Source organism: Massilia sp. 01N410 (genome assembly GCF_056399665.1).
The window spans coordinates 1-512 of the sequence record NZ_JBFTRV010000066.1; the positions used below are offsets into that span (position 1 = coordinate 1).

The 512-nt window shown below is 46.8% G+C and carries 2 rRNA genes; both read left to right on the forward strand.

The features are described from left to right. Positions 1 to 135 (forward strand): 16S ribosomal RNA (locus AC1DOP_RS27255); the annotation flags it as partial. 267 nt (positions 136 to 402) lie between these two features. Continuing rightward, positions 403 to 512: ribosomal RNA gene (locus AC1DOP_RS27260) — 23S ribosomal RNA — on the forward strand; the annotation flags it as partial.

The window sequence follows — 512 nt, forward strand, 5'->3', positions numbered from 1 at the left end:
ACACCATGGGAGCGGGTTTTACCAGAAGTAGGTAGCTTAACCGCAAGGAGGGCGCTTACCACGGTAGGATTCGTGACTGGGGTGAAGTCGTAACAAGGTAGCCGTATCGGAAGGTGCGGCTGGATCACCTCCTTTCTAGAGTGGCACTAGAGCGAAAGCTCAGCATCAAGCGTCCACGCTTATCGGCTGTTATAAAGAACTGTATTTATCTAAGCTGAAAATCTTAGATAAGTGTAGTTCTCGTTCTTTAACAATCTGGAAGAAGTAAAGTTTTCTTTAAGCGTGTAGCTAACGAAAGTTAGACACACACTTAGGGTAGAAAATCTGTATGTATCAACAAACAACACAGCTGTCATTTGCCTATGACGTTCCCTGACACTCATGCAGGGGCCAACGTTATAGGGACAAGTGAATAAGTGCACATGGTGGATGCCTTGGCGATTACAGGCGATGAAGGACGTTGTAGCCTGCGAAAAGCTACGGGGAGYTGGCAAACGAGCTTTGATCCGTAG